16 protein-coding genes are annotated in these 16,835 nt (G+C 69.8%); 7 read left to right on the top strand and 9 right to left on the bottom strand.

Annotated elements, in window-relative coordinates; translation table 11 throughout:
• The first annotated feature begins 30 nt into the window (after nt 1–30).
• The 5 genes from EOINJALH_RS29680 to EOINJALH_RS29660 all read left to right on the top strand — a co-directional run bounded on the left by EOINJALH_RS29680 (nt 31) and on the right by EOINJALH_RS29660 (nt 4,494).
• Complete coding sequence (locus EOINJALH_RS29680; protein ID WP_088287091.1) at nt 31–1,125, top strand: 3-deoxy-7-phosphoheptulonate synthase; 1,095 nt, start codon at nt 31–33, stop codon at nt 1,123–1,125.
• Between the two features lie 98 nt (nt 1,126–1,223).
• The gene (locus EOINJALH_RS29675; protein ID WP_088287089.1) at nt 1,224–1,538 is read left to right on the top strand and encodes a hypothetical protein; all 315 of its coding nucleotides are present in this window, start codon (nt 1,224–1,226) and stop codon (nt 1,536–1,538) included.
• A 127-nt stretch (nt 1,539–1,665) separates the two neighbouring features.
• Nucleotides 1,666–2,340 (top strand): SagB/ThcOx family dehydrogenase, encoded by a 675-nt coding sequence (locus EOINJALH_RS29670; RefSeq protein WP_088287073.1) that lies wholly within the window; start codon nt 1,666–1,668, stop codon nt 2,338–2,340.
• On the top strand, nt 2,337–3,905 hold the full coding sequence (locus tag EOINJALH_RS29665; RefSeq protein ID WP_199873512.1) for a murein L,D-transpeptidase: 1,569 nt from the start codon (nt 2,337–2,339) through the stop codon (nt 3,903–3,905). Before EOINJALH_RS29670 ends, EOINJALH_RS29665 begins: the two co-directional genes overlap by 4 nt.
• A 10-nt stretch (nt 3,906–3,915) precedes the next feature.
• The gene (locus tag EOINJALH_RS29660) at nt 3,916–4,494 is read left to right on the top strand and encodes a DUF882 domain-containing protein (protein ID WP_088287071.1); all 579 of its coding nucleotides are present in this window, start codon (nt 3,916–3,918) and stop codon (nt 4,492–4,494) included.
• A 61-nt stretch (nt 4,495–4,555) separates the two neighbouring features.
• Here the strand turns inward: EOINJALH_RS29660 and EOINJALH_RS29655 are convergent, their stop codons facing one another.
• Nucleotides 4,556–5,155 (bottom strand): cob(I)yrinic acid a,c-diamide adenosyltransferase, encoded by a 600-nt coding sequence (locus EOINJALH_RS29655; RefSeq protein ID WP_088287069.1) that lies wholly within the window; start codon nt 5,153–5,155, stop codon nt 4,556–4,558.
• 96 nt (nt 5,156–5,251) lie between these two features.
• Here EOINJALH_RS29655 and EOINJALH_RS29650 point away from each other — a divergent pair, with 96 nt between their 5' ends.
• Nucleotides 5,252–6,673 carry an FAD-binding oxidoreductase gene (locus EOINJALH_RS29650; RefSeq protein WP_088287067.1) on the top strand — a complete coding sequence of 474 codons (1,422 nt, stop codon included), beginning with the start codon at nt 5,252–5,254 and terminating at the stop codon, nt 6,671–6,673.
• A gap of 78 nt (nt 6,674–6,751) precedes the next feature.
• On the opposite strand, the gene EOINJALH_RS29645 is transcribed toward EOINJALH_RS29650, so the two are convergent.
• The 5 genes from EOINJALH_RS29645 to EOINJALH_RS29625 form a co-directional block, all read right to left on the bottom strand.
• Nucleotides 6,752–8,317, bottom strand: a complete 1,566-nt coding sequence (locus tag EOINJALH_RS29645) for a SpoVR family protein (RefSeq protein ID WP_088287065.1) — start codon at nt 8,315–8,317, stop codon at nt 6,752–6,754.
• Between the two features lies 1 nt (nt 8,318).
• The gene (locus EOINJALH_RS29640) at nt 8,319–9,611 is read right to left on the bottom strand and encodes a YeaH/YhbH family protein (protein ID WP_199873511.1); all 1,293 of its coding nucleotides are present in this window, start codon (nt 9,609–9,611) and stop codon (nt 8,319–8,321) included.
• A gap of 32 nt (nt 9,612–9,643) precedes the next feature.
• Nucleotides 9,644–11,566, bottom strand: coding sequence for a PrkA family serine protein kinase (locus tag EOINJALH_RS29635; RefSeq protein WP_088287063.1), 1,923 nt, complete (start codon nt 11,564–11,566; stop codon nt 9,644–9,646).
• Nucleotides 11,567–11,998: 432 nt separating this feature from the next.
• Entirely contained in the window at nt 11,999–12,892 is an 894-nt protein-coding gene (locus EOINJALH_RS29630) for a ParB/RepB/Spo0J family partition protein (protein WP_088287061.1), read from the bottom strand.
• A gap of 22 nt (nt 12,893–12,914) precedes the next feature.
• On the bottom strand, nt 12,915–13,463 hold the full coding sequence (locus EOINJALH_RS29625) for an alpha/beta hydrolase (RefSeq protein ID WP_088287059.1): 549 nt from the start codon (nt 13,461–13,463) through the stop codon (nt 12,915–12,917).
• A gap of 53 nt (nt 13,464–13,516) precedes the next feature.
• Here EOINJALH_RS29625 and argC point away from each other — a divergent pair, with 53 nt between their 5' ends.
• Entirely contained in the window at nt 13,517–14,458 is a 942-nt protein-coding gene (gene argC / locus EOINJALH_RS29620; protein WP_088287057.1) for an N-acetyl-gamma-glutamyl-phosphate reductase, read from the top strand.
• Nucleotides 14,459–14,520: 62 nt separating this feature from the next.
• Here the strand turns inward: argC and EOINJALH_RS29615 are convergent, their stop codons facing one another.
• From EOINJALH_RS29615 to rsmG, 3 genes are all read right to left on the bottom strand, one after another.
• Nucleotides 14,521–15,294 (bottom strand): GNAT family N-acetyltransferase, encoded by a 774-nt coding sequence (locus tag EOINJALH_RS29615; RefSeq protein WP_158219949.1) that lies wholly within the window; start codon nt 15,292–15,294, stop codon nt 14,521–14,523.
• Between the two features lie 5 nt (nt 15,295–15,299).
• Complete coding sequence (locus tag EOINJALH_RS29610) at nt 15,300–16,076, bottom strand: ParA family protein (RefSeq protein WP_088287054.1); 777 nt, start codon at nt 16,074–16,076, stop codon at nt 15,300–15,302.
• Nucleotides 16,077–16,186: 110 nt separating this feature from the next.
• A complete protein-coding gene (gene rsmG / locus EOINJALH_RS29605; RefSeq protein ID WP_234414102.1) occupies nt 16,187–16,801 on the bottom strand; it encodes a 16S rRNA (guanine(527)-N(7))-methyltransferase RsmG in 615 nt (204 codons plus the stop codon).
• Nucleotides 16,802–16,835 lie beyond the last annotated feature (34 nt).

Genomic DNA, 16,835 nt, shown 5'->3' with positions numbered 1-16,835 from the left:
CCCAGCAGCCCCGCCACCCCGGTCGACGGCATCCATGGCTACGTGCTCAGCGAGAAGACCAGCCAGACCGACGACCAGCGCATCAAGGAGGTGACCCCCTTGCCGCCGCCCGAGCACCTGATCCGCTTCTTCCCGATCGCCGGCACGCCGGTGGAGAAGCTCGTCGGCGACACGCGCCGCAACGTGCGCCAGATCCTCGACGGCCAGGACGACCGCCTGCTGGTGGTGATCGGCCCCTGCTCGATCCACGACCCCGCCGCCGCGCTGGAGTACGCGCGCAAGCTGAAGGCCCAGCGCGAGAAGTTCGCCGGCACGCTGGAGATCGTGATGCGCGTGTACTTCGAGAAGCCGCGCACCACCGTCGGCTGGAAGGGCCTGATCAACGACCCCTACCTCGACGAGAGCTACCGCATCCACGAAGGGCTGCGCATCGCGCGCCAATTGCTGGTGGACATCAACCGCCTGGGCGTGCCGGCCGGTGTGGAGTTCCTCGACGTGATCAGCCCGCAATACATCGGTGACCTGATCGCCTGGGGCGCCATCGGCGCGCGCACCACCGAGAGCCAGGTGCACCGCGAGCTGGCCTCGGGCCTGTCCGCGCCCATCGGCTTCAAGAACGGCACCGACGGCAACCTGAAGATCGCCACCGACGCCATCCAGGCGGCGTCGCGGCCGCACCACTTCCTGTCGGTGCACAAGAACGGCCAGGTGGCCATCGTGCAGACCAATGGCAACAAGGACTGCCACGTCATCCTGCGCGGCGGCAAGACGCCCAACTACGACGCCGCCAGCGTGGCTGCGGCCTGCAAGGAACTGACCGCCGCCAAGCTGCCCTGCCAGCTGATGATCGACTTCAGCCACGCCAACAGCAGCAAGCAGCACGAGCGCCAGGTGGACGTGGCCCGCGACGTGGCCGCCCAGATGGCCGCCGGCAACCGCTGCATCGTCGGCGCGATGGTCGAGAGCCACCTGCACGCTGGCGCGCAGAAGTTCACGCCCGGCAAGGACGACCCCGCCAAGCTGACCTATGGCCAGAGCATCACCGACGCCTGCATCGGCTGGGACGACTCGCTCACCGTGCTGCAGGTGCTGAGCGACGCCGTGGCGGCCCGCCGCAAGTCTTGATCCAAACGGCCTGCACGGCCGGCCGTTGGGCGTAAGCTGACGGATGTCAGGGCCGGTCGCCGACAGGGGCCGGTCCGTTCCACCGCAGGAGAACCATGATGCGTCACGAAGTTTTCATCCGCTTCAGCGCCGACCAGGAAACCGCCGTGCCGCTGGGCGCGAGTGACGCCCTGCCCCCGGAACAGGCGCGCCGGTGGCTGGACGAGCAGTTCATCGCCAACGACTGCGAGCCGCTGCGCGCCAGCGGCAAGGTGCTCACGGCCGACAAGCTGCTGGCCATCGCCACCACGGTGGGCGCCAAGCGCTTCGAGACCGACGCCGAGTTTCGCGTCGGCTTCGCCCGCGCCGCCTCGGGCGCCCTTGGCAAGCCGGTGGTGCGGGTCGACGTCGAGACGAACTCGATCGCCTACTGAACCGACCTGCCGCCTGGGCATTCGCGCGCCAGCCGCGCCGCCGATCCGGCGTGATTGCGCCGCCTCAATCGGCGGGCGGCGCGCTGGCCTACGCTGCGGTGCGTCGAAGCGACCCGGAGGCCTGCCGATGAACACGCTCACCAAGCTCGCGATGGGCCTGATGGGCCAGCTGCGGCCCGCCCCGCCGGTGGGCGACAGCGCGCCTGCGAAGGCGCTGCCGCCAGCGCGCCACCGTGGCGGCACGCGGCTGGTCGACGCCTTGCGGCGGCGCCAGTCGCAGCGTGCGTTCTCGCCGAAGCCCTTGACGGCGCAGCAGTTGGCCGACGTGCTGTGGGCCGCCACCGGCATCAACCGCCCCGAGCTCGGCGGCCGCACCGCGCCGAGCGCGATGAACGCGCAGGAGGTGCTGGTCTATGCGGCGCTGGCCGAGGGCCTGTACGTCTACGACCCCGCCGCTCACCAGTTGCGGCTGGCCGCCGCCACCGACGTGCGGCGCGTCAGCGGCTACCAGGATTTCGTCGACACCGCGCCACTCGACCTGATCTACGTCGCCGACCACGACCGCATGACGCTGGTGCCGCCGGCGCGGCGCCAGGGCTATGCCTTCGCCGCCGCCGGCGCGATGGCGCAGAACGTGTACCTCACCTGCGCGTCGCTCGGCCTGTCCACGGTGATCCGGGGCTGGTTCGACGGCGACGCACTGACCCGCGCGATGGCGCTCGGGCCCGATCACGAGGTGCTGCTGGCGCAGACCGTCGGCCGGCCCGGCGCCGCCGCGGCGACGGCATCGTCGGCCCCGTGATCCGCGCGCGTGGTGCACTGCTGATCCTGCTCGGCCTGGGCACGTGGGCGGCACAGGCGCAGGCACCTCTGGCGTGGTTCGACGGCGCGCGGCCCGGCGCGCAGGCGTCGGCCGCCGTGGCGCTGCTGGCGGACGCCGCCAGCCACGGCCTGGACCCGCGCGACTACAGTGTGGCAGCGCTGCGTCGGGCGGTGGAGCAGTCCTCCGCCGTGCCGCCGCGGCCTGCGGCGGCCGACCGGCTGCAGCAGGCGCTCACCCTGGCCATGCTGCGCTACCTGAGCGACCTGCACGTGGGGCGCGCGCCCCCGGCGGATGCCCCGCGCGGGCAGTCACCTTTCGACCCGGCGGCAGCGCTGCGCGCCGCGCTGGCCTTGCAGGACCTGTCCCAGGCGGTGCGGCAGGCCGAGCCGGCCTTGCCGCAGTACGGCCGCCTGCGCGAGGCCCTGGCACGCTACCGCGCCCTCGAAGGCCACCCGGCCTGGGCGCTGCGCTGGCCCGCACTGCCCCTGCCACCCGGCAAGCGCGTCCGCGCGCTCGAACCCGGCATGGCGTGGGACGGGCTGCCGGCGCTGGAGGCTCGGCTCGCTGCCCTGGGCGACCTCGACGCCCGCGAGCCCCAGGCCACCGCATCGGCGCCCCCAGCGCCGGTCCACGACGGCCGGCTGGTCGCTGCCGTGCAGTCCTTCCAGCAGCGGCACGGCCTGCAGGCCGATGGCGTCATCGGCCGCAGCACCTGGGCGGCGCTGCAGGTGACGCCCGGGCAGCGCGCGCGCCAGCTGGAACTGTCGCTCGAACGGCTGCGCTGGACGCCATGGCGCCAGGGGCCCCGCATGATCGTGGTGAACCTCCCCGAGTTCGTGCTGCGCGCCTACGAGGTGCAGGGCGACCGCATCCGGGTCGCGGCCGAGATGAAGGTCATCGTCGGCCAGGCGATGGACAAGCGCACCCCGCTGATCGACGAGTGGCTGCGTTCGATCGAGTTCAAGCCGTTCTGGAACGTGCCCGCCTCGATCGCCCGCCACGAACTGGTGCCGCGGCTGCGGCGCGAGCCCGGCCATTGGGCGCACGAGGGCTTCGAATTCGTCGGTACCGATGGACGCGCCGATCAGGTGTTGGGAGAGGCCAAGCTGCAGGCCGTGCTGGCCGGGCAGTTGCGCATCCGCCAGCGGCCGGGGCCGCGCAACGCCCTCGGCGACATCAAGTTCGTGTTCCCCAACCGCAGCGCGATCTACCTGCACCACACGCCGTCGGTGCAGTTGTTCGAGCGGGCACGCCGCGATTTCAGCCACGGCTGCATCCGCGTCGAGCAACCGGCGGCGCTGGCCGCCTTCGCGCTGCACGGCCAGCCGGGGTGGACCGAGGAGCGCATCCGCCAGGCGATGGCGCAAGGCCCATCCACGGCGGTGAGGGTGGACCCGCCGGTGGCCGTGCTCATCACCTATGGCACGGCGCTCGTCAAGGACGGGCGCGTCCACTTCTTCGACGACCTGTACGGGCATGATCGGGCGCTCGAGGCCGCGCTGCGTCGGCGCGTGCGGGCATCCATCGCCCTCGATCTGCCGTGAGACCACCGCCATGAGCCACCCCAACGCCCCCGCCCGCCGGCTGTTCCTGCGCCGTGTCTCGCGGCTCGGCACCGGCGCTGCGGCCACGGCCGCCCTGCCCATGATCGCCACCCCGGCGCGGGCCGCCGCGGGCCCGGCCGACAGGCCGCGCGTGCTGTCGCTGGTGCACACCCACACCGGTGAGCGGGTGGAACTGGCCTACGCCGTCGACGGCCGGTACGTGCCCGCGGCGCTGGGCACGCTCGACCGCTTCCTGCGCGACCACTACTCCGGCGAGGTCGGCCGCATCGACCCGCGCCTGTTCGACCTGCTGCACCAGTTGCAGCAGGCGGTCGGCCACCGCGGTGCCTTCGAGATCATCTCGGGCTATCGCGGCGAGGTCACCAACGCACGCCTGCGCCGCACCGGCGGTGGCGGCGTGGCGCGCCACAGCCTGCACCTCGAAGGCCGCGCGCTGGATCTGCGGCTGCCGGGCGTCGCGCTGGCCGACCTGCGCGATGCGGCCCGGTCGCTGCGCGCCGGCGGCGTCGGGCTCTACGCGCAGGAGCAGTTCGTGCACGTCGACACGGGGCGGGTGCGCACCTGGTAGCGCCGATGGGCGGCGCGCCCTGGCGCCAAGGGAATGCCAGCGCGGGCGCGCGCCCGGCCGCTCAGGCGCCAGCGTCGTCGCCGCTGCCGCCCGCCTGGGCGGCCAGCCGCTCGCTGCGCCAGTACACGTCGTCGCCGCCCAGCCCGTCGAGGTTGGCGCGGTTGAGCACCCGGGCCAGCACGAACAGCAGGTCGGACAGGCGGTTCAGGTACTGCCGCGGCGCGTCGTTCACCGCCTCGTGCGCGGCCAGCGTGACCACCGCACGCTCGGCGCGGCGGGCCACGCTGCGGCTGACATGCGCCAGCGCGGCGCTGCGCGTGCCCGCCGGCAGGATGAACTCGGCCAGCCGCGGCAGCGCGGCGTTGTGCGTGGCCAACGCGGCATCGAGCGCGGCCACCGCCTCGTCCTTCAGCAGCGAGTAGCCCGGGATCGACAGCTCGCCGCCGAGGTTGAACAGCTCATGCTGGATGGTCACCAGCAGCGAGCGCACGTCGTCGGGCAGCGGCTCGGCCAGCAGCACGCCCAGGCCCGAGTTGAGCTCGTCGACATCGCCCATGGCCTGCACGCGCAGGTGGTCCTTGGCCACGCGGGTGCCGTCGCCCAGCCCGGTGGTGCCATCGTCGCCGGTGCGGGTGGCGATCTGCGTGAGTCGGTTGGCCATGCGCTGGTGCCCTTGTGCAAAGGCCGACATCTTGCCCCAAGCCGCCCGCCCCGACGGCCGACTCCTAGAATCCGCCCTTCGCCCCTGGAGCATCCGATGAACGCAGCGCTGCCCACCCACCTGATGCCCCACGTCGACCCGCGGCCGGTGCCGGCGTCGCTGATCGACGGCCTGCGCGTGCGCTTCGGCGACCGGCTGTCGCTGGCCGCGGCCGTGCGCGAGCAGCATGGCCGCGACGAATCGCCGTTCGCGGTGCGGCCGCCCGACGCCGTGGTGTTCTGCGAGTCCACGACCGACGTGTCCGACGCCGTGCGGCTGGCGGCGGAGCATGCGGTGCCGGTGATCGCCTACGGCACCGGCTCGTCGCTCGAAGGCCACCTGCTGGCCGTGCAGGGCGGCATCAGCCTCGATGTGAGCCGCATGGACAAGATCCTGAAGGTCAGCCCCGAGGACCTGCTGGTCACCGTGCAGCCCGGCGTCACGCGCGAGCAGCTGAACCGCGAGATCCGCGACACGGGCCTGTTCTTCCCGATCGACCCCGGCGCCAACGCCTCGCTCGGCGGCATGGCGGCCACCCGCGCCAGCGGCACCAACGCCGTGCGCTACGGCACCATGCGCGAGAACGTGCTGGCGCTCGAGGTGGTGACGGCCAGCGGCGAGGTCATCCGCACCGGCACCCGCGCACGCAAGTCCAGCGCCGGCTACGACCTCACCCGGTTGATGGTGGGCAGCGAGGGCACGCTGGGTGTGATCACGGAAGTGACGCTGAAGCTCTACCCGCTGCCCGAGGCGGTGAGCGCGGCCATCTGCCACTTTCCCGACGAGGGCGCCGCGGTGGCCACCACCATCCAGCTGATCCAGCTCGGCGTGCCCATCGCCCGCTGCGAGCTGCTCGATGCCAACGCGGTGACCGCCGTCAACCGCCACGCCAAGCTGGCGCTGCGCGAGGCGACGATGCTGCTGATGGAGTTCCACGGTTCGCCGGCCAGCGTGGCCGAGCAGGCGCAGACGGTGCAGGAGATCGCCAGCGAGCACGGCGGCGAGGACTTCGAGTGGGCCACCACGCCTGAAGAGCGCAGCAAGCTGTGGGCGGCGCGCCACCAGGCCTACTTCGCCGCGATGACCATGCACCCGGGCTGCCGCACCGTGACCACCGACACCTGCGTGCCGATCTCGCAGCTGGCCGATTGCGTGGTCGCGGCCAAGCGCGAGGCCCAGGAGGCCGGGTTGCCGCACTACATCGTCGGCCACGTCGGCGACGGCAACTTCCACATCGCCTACCTGGTGAACCCCGACCGGCCCGAGGAGCGCGACCGCGCCGAGGCGCTGAACGAGCGCGTGGTGCAGCGTGCCATCGCCTGCGGCGGCACCTGCACCGGCGAGCACGGCATCGGCCTGCACAAGCAGGGCTTCCTGGTCGACGAGACCGGCGCCGGCACGGTGGAGATGATGCGGCTGCTCAAGCGCGCGCTCGACCCGAAGAACATCCTGAACCCGGGCAAGATCTTCGCGCTGTAGGCCCGGCCCTGCGACGGCGCCGCAGTGGCGTCGCCCCGCCGGGCCGGCCGGCCGGCAGGATCGGCGGGACGGCGCCGGTCAGTGCGCCGGCGCCACCACCGACCAGCGGTTCGTCACGTCGCCGCGGGCGTTGGTGCTTTCGAGGTGCACGCCGAAGCCCCACAGCCGCGCCACGTGCTTCAGCACCTCCTGGGCACCGACATCGAGCGGGCGGTCGTTGTGCTGGAAGTGGCGCAGGGTGAGTGACCGATCGCCGCGCAGGTTGACGTTCCAGACCTGGATGTTGGGTTCGCGCGAACCCAGGTCGTACTGGTGTGACAGCGCCTCGCGCACGCGCTTGTAGCCCGACTCGTCGTGGATGGCGCTGACCTCGAGCTCGCTCTGCTTCTCGTCGTCGGTGATCGCGAAGAGGCGGAAGTCGCGCATCAGCTTGGGGCTGAGGAACTGGCCGATGAAGCTCTCGTCCTTGTAGTTGCGCATCGCCGCGTCGAGCGCGGGCACCCAAGGCGTGCCGGCGATGTCGGGGAACCAGTGGCGGTCTTCGTCGGTGGGCTTCTCGCAGATGCGCTTCAGGTCGGTGTACATCGCAAAGCCGAGCGCGTAGGGGTTCAGACCCGAGTAGCCGCGCTCGCCCACCAGCGGCTGGTAGACCACGTTGGTGTGCGACTTGAGCCACTCGATCATCACGCCGTCGGTGAGCCAGCCCTCGTCGTACATGGTGTTGAGCAGGCGGTGGTGCCAGAAGGTGGCCCAGCCTTCGTTCATCACCTGCGTCTGGCGCTGCGGGTAGAAGTACTGCGCCACCTTGCGCACGATGCGCACCAGCTCACGCTGCCAGGGCTCGAGCAGCGGCGCGTTCTTCTCGACGAAGTACAGCAGGTTCTCCTGCGGCTCGTCGGGAAAGCGCCGCACCTCGGCCGGCCCGTCGGCCTTCTCGACGCGCTTGGGCAGGGTGCGCCAGAGGTCGTTGATCTGCTGCTGGGCGTGATGCTCTCGGTCGCGCGCCTCGGCCAGCTCTTGCGCCAGCGACTTGCGGCTGGGCCGGCGGTAGCGGTCGACGCCATGGTTCTGCAGCGCGTGGCAGGAATCGAGGAACTCTTCCACCGCCTGCAGTCCGTGGCGCTCTTCGCAGTCGGCCACGTAGTTCTTGGCATAGACCAGGTAGTCGATGATCGACGACGCGTCGGTCCACATGCGGAACAGGTAGTTGCCCTTGAAGAAGCTGTTGTGGCCGTAGGCCGCATGGGCGATGACGAGCGCCTGCATCGCCATCGTGTTCTCCTCCATCAGGTAGCTGATGCAGGGGTTGCTGTTGATGACGATCTCGTAGGCCAGGCCCATGGCGCCACGCTTGTAGTTCTTCTCGGTGGAGATGAACTCCTTGCCGTAGCTCCAGTGGCGGTAGTTCACCGGCATGCCCACGCTGGCGTAGGCGTCCATCATCTGCTCGGCGGTGATGATCTCGAGCTGGTTCGGGTAGGTGTCCAGGCCGAAGCGCTGGGCCGTCTTGCGGATCACGGCGTGGTAGCGCTCGATCAGCTCGAAGGTCCAGTCGCTCGGGCCGGGCAGGCGCTCGGTGGCGTGCGCGCCCGGGATCGGGCCGTTCAGGGGCTTGGCGGCGAGGGGGTCGATGTCGGCGGCCATGTCATGCCGCCGCGGCGGCGCCCTCCTTCTTGAAGAGGTCGCGGAACACCGGGTAGATCTGCGAGGCCTCGGTGGCCTTGCGCATCGCGAAGTGGCGGTGCACCTCGGTCAGCTGGGCGTACTCTTCCCACAGGTTCTGCTCTTCCTCGGCCACCTGCACGTAGGCGAAGTATCGGCACAGCGGCAGGATCTTCTCGCTCAACAGCTCGCGGCAGCGGCCGCTGTCGTGGTGCCAGTTGTCGCCGTCGCTGGCCTGCGCGCCGTAGATGTTCCATTCGGTGGGCGAGTAGCGGGCGCGGATGATCTCTTCCATCAGCACCAGGGCGCTCGACACCACGGTACCGCCGGTCTCGCGGGCATGGAAGAAGTTTTCCTCGTCCACCTCCTGGGCCTGGGTGTGGTGGCGGATGAAGACGATGTCGATCTTCTCGTAGTGCCGGGTGAGGAACAGGTACAGCAGGATGAAGAAGCGCTTGGACAGTTCCTTGCGCGATTCGTCCATCGAGCCCGACACGTCCATCAGGCAGAACATCACAGCCTTGCTGGTGGGCACCGGCACGCGCACGCGGCTGCGGTAGCGCAGGTCGATCGGGTCGAGGAAGGGGATGCGGGACACGCGGGCGCGCAAGGCCTCGATCTGCAGCTTGATGCCCGGGATCTCGAGTTCGGCGGCCACGTCGCCGCGGGTGGCGGCACGCTGCAGTTCGAGCAGGCGTTCTTCCAGCTCGTGCAGTTCGCGCCGGGAGATCGAGCCGATGGCGATGCGCCGGCCGATGGCGCCGCGCAGCGAGCGCACCACGTGCAGGTTGTTGGGCGTGCCATCGCTGGAGTAGCCGGCGCGGTGGGTCTTGTACTCCGGTGTCTCGGCCAGTTGGGTGCGCACCAGGTGAGGCAGCGCCAGGTCCTCGAAGAAGACCTGCATGAACTCTTCCTTGCTGAGCGCAAAGGTGAAGTCGTCCTCGCCGTCGCCCGAATCGCTGGCCTGCCCCTTGCCCGCGCCGCCGCCCTGCCCGCCCTTGGGCCGCTCGATGCGGTCGCCGCGGATGTACTGCTTGTTGCCCGGGTGCACGATGTCGCGCACGCCGCCCTGGCCATGGTGGAACACCGGCTCGGACAGGTCCTTCTTGGGGATGCGCACTTCCTCGCCGCGCTCGAGGTCGCGGATGCCGCGACCGTCGACCGCGCGCTTGACCGCCTCGCGGATCTGGTCCTTGTAGCGCCGCAGGAAGCGCTCGCGGTTGCCGATCGACTTGTTCTTGCCGGCCAACCTGCGATCGATGATCTGCTGCAGCATGACGGTCCTTGGAATGATCGGGTGCCCCTGGCTCAACTGGACTTGCGCACGCGCAGGTACCACTCGCACAGCAGGCGCACCTGCTTGGACGTGTAGCCCTTGGCCACCATGCGGGCGACGAAGTCCTCGTGCTTCTTGGCCTCGTCGGCGCTGGCCTTGGCATTGAAGCTGATCACCGGCAGCAGTTCCTCGGTGTTCGAGAACATCTTCTTCTCGATCACCGTGCGCAGCTTCTCGTAGCTCGTCCAGACCGGGTTGTTGCCCTGGTTGTTGGCGCGCGCCCGCAGCACGAAGTTGACGATCTCGTTGCGGAAGTCCTTCGGGTTGGCGATGCCGGCCGGCTTCTCGATCTTCTCGAGCTCGGCGTTGAGGGCACCGCGGTCGAAGACCTCGCCCGTGTCGGTGTCGCGGTACTCCTGGTCCTGGATCCAGTAGTCGGCGTAGGTGACGTAACGGTCGAAGATGTTCTGCCCGTACTCGGAATAACTTTCGAGGTACGCAGTCTGGATTTCCTTGCCGATGAACTCGGCATAGCGCGGCGCGAGCTGCTCCTTGATGTAGCCGACGTACTTCTGCTCGAGATCCTGCGCGAACTGCTCGCGCTCGATCTGCTGCTCGAGCACGTACATCAGGTGCACCGGGTTGGCGGCCACCTCCTGGCTGTCGAAGTTGAAGACCTTGCTGAGGATCTTGTAGGCAAAGCGCGTGGAGATGCCGCTCATGCCCTCGTCGACGCCGGCGTAGTCGCGGTACTCCTGGTAGCTCTTGGCGCGCGGGTCGGTGTCCTTCAGGCTCTCGCCGTCGTAGACCTGCATCTTGCTGAACAGCGACGAGTTCTCGGGCTCCTTCAGGCGCGTCAGGATGGCGAACTGGCTCATCATCTTCAGCGTGCCGGGGGCGCACTTGGCCTGCGCCAGCGAGCTGCCGTTGATCAGCTTCTCGTAGATCTTGATCTCTTCGCTCACGCGAAGGCAGTAAGGCACCTTGACGATGTAGATGCGGTCGAGGAAGGCCTCGTTGTTCTTGTTGTTGCGGAAGGCCTTCCACTCGCTCTCGTTGCTGTGCGCGAGCACGACACCGTCGAAGGGGATGGCGCCGAAGCCTTCGGTGCCCTTGAAGTTGCCTTCCTGCGTGGCGGTGAGCAGCGGGTGGAGCACCTTGATCGGCGCCTTGAACATCTCGACGAACTCGAGCAGGCCCTGGTTGGCCAGGCACAGGCCACCGGAGAAGCTGTAGGCGTCCGGGTCGTCCTGGGCGTAGGTCTCGAGCTTGCGGATGTCGACCTTGCCGACCAGCGAGCTGATGTCCTGGTTGTTCTCGTCACCCGGCTCGGTCTTGGCGATGCCCACCTGCTTGAGCACGCTGGGGTGGCGCTTGACGACCTTGAACTTGCGGATGTCGCCCCCGTACTCCTCGAGCCGCTTCACCGCCCAGGGGCTGAGGATGCGGTTGAGGTAGCGGCGCGGGATGCCGTACTCGCTTTCGAGGATCGGGCCGTCCTCGATGAGGTCGAACAGCCCGAGCGGCGACTCGTTCACCGGCGAGCCCTTGATGGCGTAGAACGGCACGTCCTGCATCAGCGACTTCAGCCGCTCGGCGATGGAGCTCTTGCCACCGCCCACCGGGCCCAGCAGGTAGAGGATCTGCTTCTTTTCTTCCAGGCCCTGAGCCGCATGCCGGAAGTAGGACACCACCTGCTCGATGGCGTCTTCCATGCCGTAGAACTCGGCGAAGGCCGGGTAGATCTTGATGACCTTGTTGGCGAAGATGCGCGACATGCGCGGATCGTTGCGCGTGTCCACCATCTGGGGTTCGCCGATCGCCTTGAGCATGCGCTCGGCGGCGGTGGCATAGGCCAGCGGGTTGCGCTTGCACTCGGCGAGGTAGTCCTCGAGCGAAATTTCCTCTTCGCGGGTGCGCTCGTAGCGTGCGGCGAAGCTCGTGATCACGTCCATTCGGACCTCCTGAGGCGGACACGACACCGACAGCCCGCGGGTGCGGCGACGGTGTCTTGGGGAAGTTCTGATGGAGTCCCGGCTGTACGGACCCGGGCTCCATCAGAGCTTTCCGGTCATCTGGAGTTCTTGGCGATGATCAGGCAGCGTGAGCTTCGTTGGAAGGAGGCAGTGTCGATCGATTGAGCAATGGCGGCAATCCGGCGCATTTCACCGACAACTGAGCAAGCGCCGGGCCAGTCGATACACGCACCCTCATGAGGCAACAACGTGTCGGGCCTGACATTGCGTTGACAGGCATGCACCAGTGTCACGCAAATTGAATACATAGTGCGCCTCGATGGAGTGCAAGGCCTGACGCGGTGTGTGGACGGCCTCCACGCGCCGCCCCCGCGATCGAGGGGGCTGCCGCAGGGCGGCAGCGCAGGCCGGTCAGCGCTCGGTGATGCCGAGCTTGTCGAGCAGGCCGTTCAGCTCGTCGAGCGAGCCGAAGGCAATGGCGACCTCGCCCTGCTCGCCGCGCTTGGTCTTGCGGTGGATGCGGATCTCGACCTGGGCGGTCAGCGCATCGGCGAGCTGTTCCTCGAGGCGCACGATGTCGCGCGACTTGTCCTTCTTGACGCGCAGCAGCGGCGCCTGCCGGCCGTTGCCCTGCGCGCGCGTCACCAGCTTCTCGGCCTCGCGCACCGACAGCTTCTTGGCGGCGATCTCGTTGGCGCACAGCACCTGCTGCGCAGATTCGAGCGCCAGCAGCGCGCGGGCATGGCCCATGTCCAGGTCGCCGGCCACCAGCATCTGCTGCACCGGCGGCGTGAGGTTGAGCAGCCGCAGCAGGTTGCTGGCGGCGCTGCGCGAGCGGCCCACGGCCTGCGCGGCCTGCTCGTGCGTGAGCTTGAATTCGGTGATCAGGCGCTGCAGGCCCTGGGCTTCCTCGAGCGGGTTCAGGTCTTCGCGCTGGATGTTCTCGATCAGCGCCATCACGGCGGCGGCCTCGTCGGGCACGTCCCGCACGAGCACCGGCACCTCGTCGAGCCCGGCCAGCTTGGCGGCACGGAAGCGCCGCTCGCCCGCGATGATCTCGTAGCCACTGGCCCCCACCGGGCGCACCAGGATCGGCTGCATCACGCCCTGGCTCTTGATACTCTCGGCCAGTTCGTACAGCGAGCCCTCGTCCATGCGGGTGCGCGGCTGGTACTTGCCGGGGCGCAACTGGCCGAGCTTGAGGCTGCTGGGGCGCGAGGCATCGACCGGCGCCGCATCGCTGACCTTGGGGCCCAGCAGGGCTTCGAGGCCGAGGCCGAGGCCCTTGGGTTTCTTGGTGACCATGGGGGGCGATTCTCGCCGACGATCAGCCGCCGGGCGGCGCCGCCAATGCGCGCGCGAGGGCCTCGCCCTCGGGCCAGTCGCCCAGGCCCGATTCGGCGTTGACGTGCCCTCGCGGGCCGAGGTCGGTGACCGCGGCCCGCCAGGCGGCCGCCAGCGCGCGCCCCGTGTCGGGATGGCAGAACGGGTCGTCGCTGCTGTGGACCACCCGCGCCGTGAATGGCAGCGGCTGTCGCACCATGGGCCGCCAGTTGAACAACTGCGGCGGCATGTCGGCACGCTCGGTGTCGGGCGGGGCCACCAGCAGCGCACCGACGACCCGGCGCGTGTGGCTGCTGTGCGCCGCCCAGGCCGCCACCAGGTGGCACCCCAGGCTGTGGGCCAGCAGCACCGCAGGGCGCTCGTCCTGCAGCAGCGTGTCTTCCAGCCGCGCCATCCAGTCGCCGCGGCGGGGCCACTGCCAGTCGTCCTGCACCACGCGCTGCCAGCCGTGCAGGCGCTCCCAGCGCGACTGCCAGTGGTCGGGGCCGGAATCGAGCCAGCCCGGCAACAGCAGCCATCGTGTGTCGGTCATCGTCCTGCCTTATCCTCTGGGCCTTCTCGCATCGTAACGATCAGGCCCCCCTCATGAGCTACCGCATCTTCGTCGACGGCCAGGAAGGCACCACCGGACTCCGCATCCACGAGATGTTGGCCCGCCGCAGCGACATCGAGGTGCTGCGCATCGACGCCGACCGCCGCAAGGACAGCGCCGAGCGGGCGCGCCTGCTCAACGCCGCCGACGTGGCCTTCCTGTGCCTGCCCGACGCCGCCGCGCGTGAGGCCGCTGCGCTGGTGACCAACCCGCGCACCTGCCTGATCGACGCCAGCACGGCCCACCGCACCTCGGCCGACTGGGCCTTCGGCCTGCCCGAACTGGCGCCCGGCCAGCGCGAGAAGATCCGCGCCAGCAAGCGCATCGCCAACCCGGGCTGCCACGCCAGCGCCTTCATCCTGCTGCTGCGCCCGCTGGTCGACGCCGGGCTGGTGCCGGCCGGCCTGCCGGTGTCGGCCACCTCCATCACCGGCTACTCCGGTGGCGGCAAGAAGATGATCGAGCAGTACCAGGCGGGCGGCGACGCACGGCTGGAATCACCCCGGCCCTACGGGCTGACGCTGGCGCACAAGCACATCCCCGAGATGATGAACCACACGGGGCTGCAGTCGGCGCCCGTGTTCCAGCCGATCGTCGCCAGCTTCTACAAGGGTTTGGCGGTGAGTGTGCCCTTGCATTTCTCGCAGCTGGCGCCCGGCACCGACGGCGCTGCCCTGCAGCGGGCGCTGGCGGCGCACTATGCCGGCGAACCCTTCATCCGCGTCATGCCGCTGTCCGATCCGGCCACGCTGGAAGACGGCTTCTTCGACGTTCAGGCCTGCAACGACACCAACCGCTGCGACCTCTTCGTCTTCGCCAACGACCGCCAGGCGCTGCTGATGTCGCGGCTGGACAATCTGGGCAAGGGCGCCAGCGGCGCGGCGGTGCAGTCGATGAACGTGCACCTGGGCGTGGACGAGGCGCTGGGGCTGTAGCGGTTCTGCGGCCCGGCGCTGGTCGGGCCCGCCGGTGGATGGCGCTGCCGCGCCATTGATCGTCAGTGCGCGTCGGCCTGTGGCGACCGGTAGTGGTAGGCGTAGGCGTCGTCGAAGCCCAGGCCCCAGTAGATCGCCCGCGCCGGCGCGTTGACCGCGTCCACCTGCAAATAAGACACCCGCGCACCGGCGGCCGCCGCCTGGGCCAGCAAGGCGCTGCACAGGCGCCGGGCCAGGCCCTGGCCACGCTGGTCCGGCCGGGTGAAGACATCGTAGATCCCGACCAGGTCGCCCTCGGTGGCCATCTGGCCGCAGGCGGCCACCGCACCGTCGTCGCGGCGCTGCAGCACCCAGCCCTGGTAGGGCACCGGCGAGCCTTGCAGCCGCTCGGCATGCGCGCGGCGCTGAATCATCGGGGAGTCGCGCAACGCACCCACCTGCTCGGCAAACGCCGCGTGGTCGAGGCGGCGCAGTTCGAGGCCGTCGGGCAATGCCTCGGCACGCTCGGGCAGGCGCGTGGCGACCATCACCCGGGTGTCGTCGACCGCATGGTGGCCACGGCGGGCCAGCCAGTCGTCCAGCCCCTGGGGCAGGCTGAACGGCGTGACGCGGACGAACACCGGCAGGCCGGCCTCGCGGTAGATTGCCTCGCAGGCCTCGAAGCGCACGTCGATCGGCAGTCGGCCATCCGCCACGGCCTGGATGCAGCGCGCCCGCTTGGCCTTGCCGGGTGAAAACCGCACCAGCCACCCATCGAGCCAACGCTGCTGCGGAGGCGCCGACGCGTTGATGCCGGCATCCTCGATGCGCGACAGCAGGGTGGCCGGCAGGCCCATGCGGTTCACCGCCCCAAGGCCTTGACGCGTTCGACCAGTTCGCGCGCGAACTCGATGTAGGCCTGCGCGCCCTTCGAGGCCGGGTCGAACACCACGCCCGGCTGGCCATAGCTGGGCGCCTCGGCCAGGCGCACGTTGCGCGGGATCACGGCCTGGAACACCTTGTCGCCGAAGTGGCCCTTGAGCTGGTCGCTGACCTGTTGCTGCAGGGTGATGCGCGGATCGAACATGACGCGCAGCAGACCGATGACCTGCAGCTCGCGGTTGAGGTTGGCATGCACCTGCTTGATCGTGTTGACCAGGTCGGACAGGCCTTCGAGGGCGAAGTACTCGCACTGCATCGGCACGATCACGCCGTGCGCGCTGCACAGGCCATTGAGCGTGAGCAGGCTCAGCGACGGCGGGCAGTCGATGAGCACGAAGTCGTAGTCGTCCAGCGCCAAGGCCAGGGCCTGGCGCAGGCGCTCGTTGCGATGCTCCAGCCCGACCAGTTCGACCTCGGCGCCGGCCAGCTCGCGGTTGGCACCGAGCACGTCGTAGCCCCCCGCGGTGGAGCGCTGGCGCGACTCGGCGATCGACGCCGATTCGAGCAGCACGTCGTACACCGACAGCGGCATCGCCCGCTTGTCGATGCCCGAGCCCATCGTGGCGTTGCCCTGCGGGTCGAGGTCGACCACCAGCACGCGCTGGCCGACGCGCGCCAGCCCCGCCGCCAGGTTGACCGTGGTCGTGGTCTTGCCGACCCCACCCTTCTGGTTCGCGATGCAAAAGACGTTGGCCATGGGTCGGAAGTATCGCCGCTGACCGGGCCGGTTTTCTGCCCGCCGATCGACCCGGCGATGGCGGCGGCCCTCGATTCAGGCGGCCGCGCCGCCCCGCCTGAATCTGCCGCTCAGCCCGTGCGGGGCCGCATCCAGACGATGCAGCGCTGGGCGTCCAGCCCCGGCACCTCCAGATGTTCCACGTGGAACACCTCGGCCGTGGGCCCGCAAGCGCTCAGTTCGTCCAGCGACACCCTGCCCTTCATGGCGGCCCACACGCCGCCGGCCGCCAGCAAAGGCGCCGTCAAGCTGACGAAATCCGCCAGCGACGCGAAGGCGCGGGACGTGATCAGGTCAAACGGGGCCGATGCCGGAAGGTCCTCGACCCGGGCGTGCGCCGAGACCAGGTTGCCCAGGCCGAGTTCGAGCCCGACCTGGCGAATGAAGGCCGCCTTCTTGGCGACCGCATCGACGCAGGTCACCTGCCAGCTGGGGTGCAACACGGCCAGCACCACGCCGGGCAGGCCCCCGCCGCTGCCGACGTCCAGCACCCGCAGCGGCCGGTCGGCCGCGTGGCGCCGCAGCGCCGGCACCACGGCCAGACAATCGAGCAGGTGGTGGCTGAGCATCTCCTGCGCGCCGCGCACCGCACTGAGGTTGTAGACGCGTCCCCAGCGCTCCATCAGGCCCAGGTGGGCCAGCAAGCGATCGATGTCGGCGTCCGCCAGGTCCAGGCCAAGGGTCATCGCGGCCTGCGCAACCTGTTGCCAACGCGCATCC

The sequence above is a fragment of the Ideonella sp. A 288 genome (assembly GCF_002198735.1).
In the GTDB taxonomy this organism is placed as follows: domain Bacteria; phylum Pseudomonadota; class Gammaproteobacteria; order Burkholderiales; family Burkholderiaceae_C; genus Pseudaquabacterium.
Note: the sequence above shows the minus strand (reverse complement) of the source record. Positions and strands in the feature narration are given on the sequence as shown.